At 69.0% G+C, this 7,617-nt stretch carries 6 protein-coding genes and 1 pseudogene; 2 read left to right on the top strand and 5 right to left on the bottom strand.

The window, feature by feature from the left end:
• Nucleotides 1-428 (top strand): annotated as a pseudogene (locus tag IFT89_RS14510) (RNA polymerase subunit sigma-24); the annotation flags it as partial.
• 8 nt (nt 429-436) lie between these two features.
• On the opposite strand, the gene IFT89_RS14505 reads toward IFT89_RS14510, so the two are convergent.
• From IFT89_RS14505 to IFT89_RS14485, 5 genes are all read right to left on the bottom strand, one after another.
• Nucleotides 437-1,141 (bottom strand): DUF805 domain-containing protein, encoded by a 705-nt coding sequence (locus IFT89_RS14505; RefSeq protein WP_202939321.1) that lies wholly within the window; start codon nt 1,139-1,141, stop codon nt 437-439.
• Between the two features lie 52 nt (nt 1,142-1,193).
• Nucleotides 1,194-3,179, bottom strand: a complete 1,986-nt coding sequence (locus IFT89_RS14500) for a glycoside hydrolase family 127 protein (RefSeq protein WP_202939320.1) — start codon at nt 3,177-3,179, stop codon at nt 1,194-1,196.
• Nucleotides 3,180-3,181: 2 nt separating this feature from the next.
• Nucleotides 3,182-4,105 carry a carbohydrate ABC transporter permease gene (locus IFT89_RS14495; RefSeq protein ID WP_307783524.1) on the bottom strand — a complete coding sequence of 308 codons (924 nt, stop codon included), beginning with the start codon at nt 4,103-4,105 and terminating at the stop codon, nt 3,182-3,184.
• 2 nt (nt 4,106-4,107) lie between these two features.
• Nucleotides 4,108-5,025: a carbohydrate ABC transporter permease gene (locus IFT89_RS14490; protein WP_085511262.1), complete on the bottom strand. Its 918-nt coding sequence runs from the start codon at nt 5,023-5,025 to the stop codon at nt 4,108-4,110.
• A gap of 76 nt (nt 5,026-5,101) precedes the next feature.
• Complete coding sequence (locus IFT89_RS14485; protein WP_202939319.1) at nt 5,102-6,397, bottom strand: ABC transporter substrate-binding protein; 1,296 nt, start codon at nt 6,395-6,397, stop codon at nt 5,102-5,104.
• A 159-nt stretch (nt 6,398-6,556) separates the two neighbouring features.
• Between IFT89_RS14485 and IFT89_RS14480 the strand changes: the two genes are divergently transcribed.
• Nucleotides 6,557-7,603 (top strand): LacI family DNA-binding transcriptional regulator, encoded by a 1,047-nt coding sequence (locus IFT89_RS14480; protein ID WP_175116743.1) that lies wholly within the window; start codon nt 6,557-6,559, stop codon nt 7,601-7,603.
• Nucleotides 7,604-7,617 lie beyond the last annotated feature (14 nt).

Here is a 7,617-nt window from a genome sequence, read left to right as displayed (position 1 = left end):
GCCGCGGAACGGCGGCGCTGGCCCGCGCCGACGCGCTCGGCCGGGGACGCGGCGCCTACGCACTGCAGGCGGCCATCGCGCAGTGCCACTCGGTCGCCCCCAGCGTGGAGGCGACGGACTGGGAAGGGATCGTGATCCTCTATGAGGCACTCGGACGGATCGCCCCCAATCCGGTCGTCGAACTCAACCGCGCGATAGCGGTGTCGATGGCGACCGGCCCGGCGACGGCACTCCGCATCGTCGACAGTCTCGCCGACGATGCGTCACTCCGGGGATCCCATCTCATCCCGAGCGTCCGCGGCGAACTGCTCGCACGGCTGGGGCGCACCGAGGAGGCCCGCTCGGAACTCCTGACCGCCGCGCACCTCGCAGCGAACGACCGCGAGCGCGACGTCCTGCTGCGGAAGGCCGCCGGACTGCCGGCGTGAAGTGCGGCTCAGCGCCCGGGCGGCACCTGCGCCGGACGGTCGAAGCGCTGGCCCTCCGGTTTCGACGGCAGCAGCACGAGGACCAGGATGATGACGCTCCCGATCGAGGGGACGAGCGTGAAGAAGTAGTACGGACCGGGGAAGTTCGCGTCGTGGAGGCGCCGCCAGGTGATCGCCAGGCTCGGCACGATGAGGGCGAACCACACCACCAACAGCAGGATCACCCCGAGGATGAGGAGCGCGCGCATGCCGAACTCCATGGGCCCAGGCTCCGCGAAGTCATAGCCACCCCCGGACAGGTCTTGTTCCTGCGCAGCCGTCGCTGCTGCGACGCCGGTCATGATGGCACCGACCATGACGAGCAGCGTCGGGATGAGGATCAGGATCGTCGTGAGCAGCGAACTCCACCAGTACTCGCTGAGCGACGCGCGACCCGAGAAGTTCGCGTACTGCTTGAAGAACCGCTTGGTCGCCTGGCGGAACGTCGCCCCGTAGAGCGGCAGGGTCAGGTCGTCCGGCGAGCTGGCGCCCCTGGGCGGGGGCGCGATGTACTGCGGCTGACCGTACGGTGCCTGGCCGTACTGCGGCTGGCCGTAGGGTGGTTGGCCGTACTGGGGCTGCCCGTACGGTTGCCCGTAGGGCGCCTGGCCGGACTGCGGCTGGCCATACGGCGGCTGGCCGGAGGGGACCTGAGGGTTCGGAGGATACGTCATGGCTGCTTCCGGATCGCTGGTCGACGAGACACCAGTATGACGCGCCCCGCCCTCACGCCCGGGTGATCGGGATCCAGACACGCATCGTGGACGGTCCGCGCTCGGCCCAGGAATGGTACGGCGCGATGCTCGCGGTGAACGTCTCGTCGGCACCCGTCGCGACGAAGGCGTCGCCGTACGGCCAAGCTGTGTCGGCAAGACTCCGGGTGCGCAGCTCGATCGACAGCCGACCGTCCGCGTCCTCGACGGGGACGACACCCTCCCCCACCTCGATGCGAGCGATCGCCTCGTCACCGCCCGGGAGGTCCACCGACTCGACGCAGTAGACCTCGGGTCCGCGCTCGATCGCGACAGTGCCACGGATGGCGTCCACGCGGGGGTCCGGCAGGGTGACCCGCGGACGGACGCTGAACGTCAGCTCCACGACGTCACCGGGGACGAAGGACCGCTCGACGTCGGCGTAGCCCGGGGTGACGGCGCGATCGGTGGGCTCGCCCTCGGCTGGCCGGACGGTCACCACCGCGTCATCGGCCCACGACGGGACGCGCAACGAGACGGTGAGCACCTCACTCGGCGCCTCGAGGATCCGCAGCGAGACCACACCGGAGCGCGGGTAGTCAGTCACGAGCTCAGCCCGGAACCGCCCGCCGTGCTCGCCCCCGATGACCGTGTCGATCGACGCCGTTGCGAACTGATGGATCTGCACGCCGTGGTCGTCGCTCGTGGCGACGAACGCCGCCAGGCTCGCGAGGGTCCGGGCGACGTTCGGCGGGCAGCAGGAGACGTCGAACCACGGCGCACGCTCGGAGGACGACGCCCGCGGCGACACCTCGTCGTCTGGGCTCGACACCCCCGGCGTGCGCTGGTGCAGGGTGTTGGCGTAGAAGAACGCGGTGCCGGCGGCCGACGGCGAGGTCGCGACGACGTTGTAGAGGACGCGCTCGATGTGGTCGGCGTACCGGACGTCGCGGTCTTCGAGCAGCAGTCGCCAGCTGAACATGATCGACGCGATACCGGCACAGGTCTCGGAGTAGGCGCGGTCGGACGGCAGCTCGAAGTCCTCGCCGAACGCCTCGTCCTGGTGGTGCGATCCCTGACCGCCGGTCAGATAGGTGCGGCGCGCGATCGTCCGGTCCCACTGGCCGCGGAGCGCGTCGAGCAGACCGTCGTCGCCGTGCTCCACCGCGATGTCGGTGGCGCCGGCCGCGAGGTAGTTCGCGCGGACCGCGTGGCCCCGCAACGCCTCCGCCTCGCGGATCGGCACGTCGTCCTGGAAGTACGCGCGGCCCCACTCGATGTCCTGGAGCACGCCGGTGCCGCGACGCTCGACGAACAGCGACGCGAGTTCGAGGTAGCGCGGCTCGCCCGTCACCCGTGACAGCTCTGCGAGCCCCACTTCGACCTCGGCATGCCCGCACACGGACTGGATGCCGTCGGCGCCGAAGACCTCGCAGATGAGATCCGCGGCCCGCGTCGCGATCCCGAGGAGCCCGTCGTCGGAGCCGGGGCTCGTCCGCTCCCGGGCGACGGCCGCCTGGATGAGGTGACCGAGGCAGTACAGCTCGTGCCCCCACTCGAGGTCCGACCAGCGCTCACCCTGACCCGGGCGACCGAAGCGGGTGTTCAGGTAGCCGTCGGCCTCCTGCGCGGCGGCGACTCGGTCGACGATCGCGCGGAACCGCGACTCGAGCGCTTCGTCACCGCCGAGCCGTCCGAGCTCCCACGCGACGGCCTCGAGGTACTTGTAGACCTCGGAGTCGGCGAACTCCCGTCCGCGGCGGCCGTCAGGAAGCGAGCCGGCGGCGGCGAGGTCGAAGTTGCGGAGCCAGCCCTCCCGCTCGAGCCAGTGCTCGACGTGCGGCAGCGTCGCCGTGCCGTTGACCCGCTGGCGGTCGGCCCAGAAGCCGTCGGTGATGCGCACCTCGTCGAGGCCGAGCGGCGTCAGCGCGCCGGTGGTGGGGACGACCGGGGCTGCGACGGTCACCGACGTCGTTGGCGTCGTGGACGTGGTGGGCGTGGTGCTGGTGGTGGTGCTCATGGTTACCCCTTGAATGCGCCGGACATGAAGCCGCGCACGTAGTGACGTTGGAGGATGAGGAAGAGGAGGATGCACGGCAACGCGAGGACGACGACGCCGGCCTCGGTCGCGCCGTAGTCCACGACGCCCTGGACCTGGCCGCGCAGGTTGGAGACGGCGAGCGGCAGGGTCATCTTCGCGGAGTCGTTGATGAGGATCAGCGGCGCCATGAAGTCGTTCCAGGCGGCGAGGAACGCGAACAGTCCCACGGTGATGAGGCCGGGCTTGACCGCCGGGACGAGCACCTTCCAGAGCACGGTCCAGGAGTTGCAGCCGTCGACCATCGCCGCCTCGTCGAGCTCCTTCGGGATCGACTCGAAGGCGATCCGCATCATGAAGGTCGAGAACGGCAGCTGGAACATGGTGAGCACGAGCGCCACCCCGACGAGCGAGTTGGAGAGACCGACCAGGTTGAGGAGCACGTAGAGCGGGATGAGCAGCGTCGCGTACGGGACCATGAGGATCGCGATGGTGGCGAGGAACAGGGCGTTCTTGCCGCGGAACTGGAACCTCGCGAAGGCGTACCCGCCGAAGAGCGAGATGACGAGCGTGAGGATCACGGTCAGCAGCGAGACGAACACCGAGTTGCCGATGTATTGCAGGATGCCGTCCTGGTACCCGGCGAGGGTGATGTAGTTGCCGAGCCCCCACCCCTCGGTCTGGTTCGTACCGGCAAGCGGAGACACCGAGCGGACGGCGGTCCAGACGAGCGGGTAGAGGAAGATCACGGCGAGCGCCGCGGTGAAGATCCAGAACGGCATCCGGATGGCGATACCGAAGAAGTTCGTCGGCTTCCCGTCCCGTCCGCGGCCGCGAGTGCGTCCGTGACCACGGACGTCGGGCATCGTCGAGGTGACGGTGGCCGGTTCCTTTCGGGTGATGGTCATGCTCAGTCCTCGACCTTCTTGCTGAACGCGCGGATCTGCACGATGTTGATGACGATGAGCGCGGCGAGCACGATGACCGACAGCGCGCCGGCGACGCCGAGGTTGTTCGGGCCCTGGAACGCCACGTTGTAGATGAGCTGGACGATGGTGATGGTGCTGTTGTCGGGACCGCCCTTGGTGAGGATGTAGAACTGCTCGAACGCGAGGAGCGAGCCGGTGACGCACATCACCGTGGTGAGGGCGAGGGTCGGCTTCAGCAGCGGGACGGTGATGTCGCGGAAGGTCTGCCAACGCGACGCGCCGTCGATGCGGGCGGCCTCGTAGACCTCCTCCGGGATGCCCTGCAGGCCCACGAGCATGAGCAGCATGTAGAAGCCGGCGAAGCGCCAGACGATGAGGAACACCGTCGACCAGAGCGCCGCGTCCGGGGTCCCGAGGAAGGTGAAGCCCATGGCCTTCGTGAGGTCGGCGAACGGCCCCGCGATCGGCGAGTACAGCACGTAGAAGAGGAGCGACGCCGAGGCGAGGCCGAGGGCGCTCGGGATGAGGAACGCGGTGCGGAGGAAGCCCTTCCACCGGCTGGACTCCTGCACGAGGAGCGCGAGACCGAGGCCGAGGCCGATGAGCAGGACGGTCGCGATGGCCGTGTACTTGAGCGTGAAGACCACCGAGTCGAGGAAGAAGCGGTTGTCGATGGCCTTCGGGAAGTTCTCGGGGAAGTTCACACCCTGGTTGCCGCCGAGGAGCGGCCAGTCGGAGGCCGCCATCTGGAACACGAGCCCCAGCGGGACGAGGAACAGGAGGATGACGAACACGGCGGTGGGGAGCGCGAACAACCAGCCGGTGCGGGCGTGCACGGCTCGACGCTTCCTGGCACCGACCGAATCCGTCGGGCCTCGTCTGGCGAGGGTGGTACTCATGGGTGGACCTTTCGAAGCGGGTGGATGCCGGTGCGCCGTCGCAGTGAGGGATGCGGCGGCGCACCGGCGGATCGGGCTACTGCGAGAGCACGTCCGTGATCGCGTCGTTGTCGGCGTCGACCGTGTCGGTACCCTCGAGGACCGCGTTCCGCACGAGCGTCAGCCACGGGCTGGTCGGCGAGTTGAAGGCCTCCTGGAAGTTCAGCGAGTACGGGGTGTCACCCTTCGAGGCGACCTCGTTGATCGTGACGAGGCGCGGGTCCTTGCTCGAGTACTCGTTCTCGGCGAGGTCGGAGCGGGAGACGACGTCGTTGTCCTTTGCGAGGACACCGACCTGCGCGTCTTCGGACATCAGCCAGCTGAGGAAGTTCCACGACTGTGCGGCCTTCTTGCTGTCCTTCGAGACACCGATGCCGTCGCCGCCGACGAAGGTCGAGTCGCCGCCCTTCGGGCCGGGGATGCCGGACACGCCGACGTCGAAGGGGGTCGAGGAGAGCAGCGTCGCCGGGTACGGCATGACGCCGACCTTGCCCTCGGTGAAGCCGGCGGTCCAGGTGGGTCCGGCCTCGTCTTTCGAGGACGGGAGCACGGCGCCCGACTTCCAGAGGTCGGCCCACGTGCTGTAGACCTCCTTCGCGCCGTCCTCGGCGAGGAGGGACTCGGTGCCCTCCTTGTTCATGACCTGCTCGCCTTCGGCCCACACACTGGGGAACCAGGTGAAGACGAGGCACCCGCCGCAGTTGAGGCCGGTCGCGGTGCCGTAGGTGTCGGGCTTGTTCAGGGCCTGGACGGCCTTCGCGTCCTCGGCGAACTCGGCCAACGTGGTCGGGCCCTGCTCGGGGTCGAGGCCGGCCTCCTTGTAGAGCTCCTTGTTCCAGAAGAGCATCGAGAGGTCGAGGACGAAGGGGAGGACGTGTTCCTTACCGTCCGCGGTGCCGGCGGCGAGGTGGCCCTGGTTGATCTCGTCCTTGAAGTCGAGCCCGTCGATGTTCGCGGTGAGGTCCTGGAAGAGGCCCTGTTCGACCCAGTTCGGGACGTACACGATGTCGGCGGCGAACAGGTCGGGGAGGCTGTCGGAGCCGGCCGCCGCACCGACCTTCGCGACGTAGTCGTCGTTCGGGACGACGGTGAGCTTCACCTGGTTCTCGTGCGAGGCGTTGTAGGCCTCCACGAGGAGCTTCGCCTGCTTCTCGAGTGGGGCGCGGGTCCAGAGCGTGAGCTCGGAGCCGTCGTCGACGCCCTCGGGCCCGGCACTGGCGAGTGGGGAACTGCCACCGCCCCCGGAGGAACAGGCGGCGAGGCCGACGAGGAGGGCGCTGGCGGCCAACACCCCTCCGACCCGCTGCATCCGTCTGGTGTGCGTGCTGCGCATGGTGACTCCTCTGACTCATCGTTGAGCGGACCGGTCGGGCCCGGCGGTGCATGGGAGGTTTTCGAAACTGTCGAAACGCCTTTCGGTAAAGCTAGCCTGGGATCGGTGTAGCGTCAAGAGCGAAGTCCGGTAACGTTTCGGAAACGAAGAGGGGGAGCAATGCCAGACAGTGATGTCGGTGCTTCGGCAACCGGTACCCCCGGCCGAGCCGCGACCTTGGGCGACGTCGCGCGCATCGCAGGCGTCTCGATGGCCACCGCTTCGAAGGCCATCAACGGACGGAGCGAGGTCGCCCCGAAGACCCGGCAGCGGGTGCTCGACGCCGCGAAGGAGGTCGCCTTCACGCCCAACGAACTCGCGCGCAGCCTGATCAACGGGCGCACCGGCACCGTCGGTCTCCTGACGAGCGACCTCGAGGGTCGCTTCGTCATCCCGATCCTCATGGGCGCCGAGGACGCGTTCGGTGCCGGGCAGGTCAACGTGTTCCTGTGCGACGCCCGCGGCGACGCGATCCGCGAGCAACACCACCTGAACGCGCTCCTCACCCGACGGGTCGACGGCATCATCGTCGTGGGCCGCACGACGGACCCACGCCCCTCGCTCGGCCACAAACTGCCCGTCCCGGTCGTCTACGCCTACGCGCCGTCCGATGACCCGACCGACGTGTCGATCACCCCCGACAACCGCGACGGCGGGCGTCTCGCCGTCGAGCACCTGATCGCGTGCGGCCGTTCCCGCATCGCGATGATCACGGGCGAACCGCAGTACGCGGCGGCCAGGGACCGCGTGACGGGTGTGCAGAACGCCCTCGCCGCAGCGGGTCTGGACCTCGTCGGCACGCCGATGTTCTCGGAGTGGACGGAGCACTGGGGTCGCGATGCGGCGGCGATGCTGCTCGCACAGCACCCGGAGATCGACGGCATCGTCGCCGGTTCCGACCAGATCGCCCGCGGCGTGCTCGACACCGTCCGCGACCTCGGGCGCGACGTCCCGAGCGACGTCGCGGTCGTCAGCTTCGACAACTGGGAGATCCTGGCCACCAACTCGCGCCCGGAACTGTCGTCGATCGACGCCAACCTGCAACAGCTCGGCCGGCTCGCCGCCACCCGCATCTTCGAGGCGATCGAGGGCACGGACGTCGCGCAAGGGGTCGAATACCTGCCGGGCCGCCTCGTCCTCCGCGGCTCCACGATCCCGAGGCGCTGAGGTCCGGTCGGACG

The sequence above is a fragment of the Plantibacter sp. CFBP 13570 genome (assembly GCF_014841395.1).
GTDB lineage: Bacteria > Actinomycetota > Actinomycetes > Actinomycetales > Microbacteriaceae > Plantibacter > Plantibacter auratus.
Note: the sequence above shows the minus strand (reverse complement) of the source record. Positions and strands in the feature narration are given on the sequence as shown.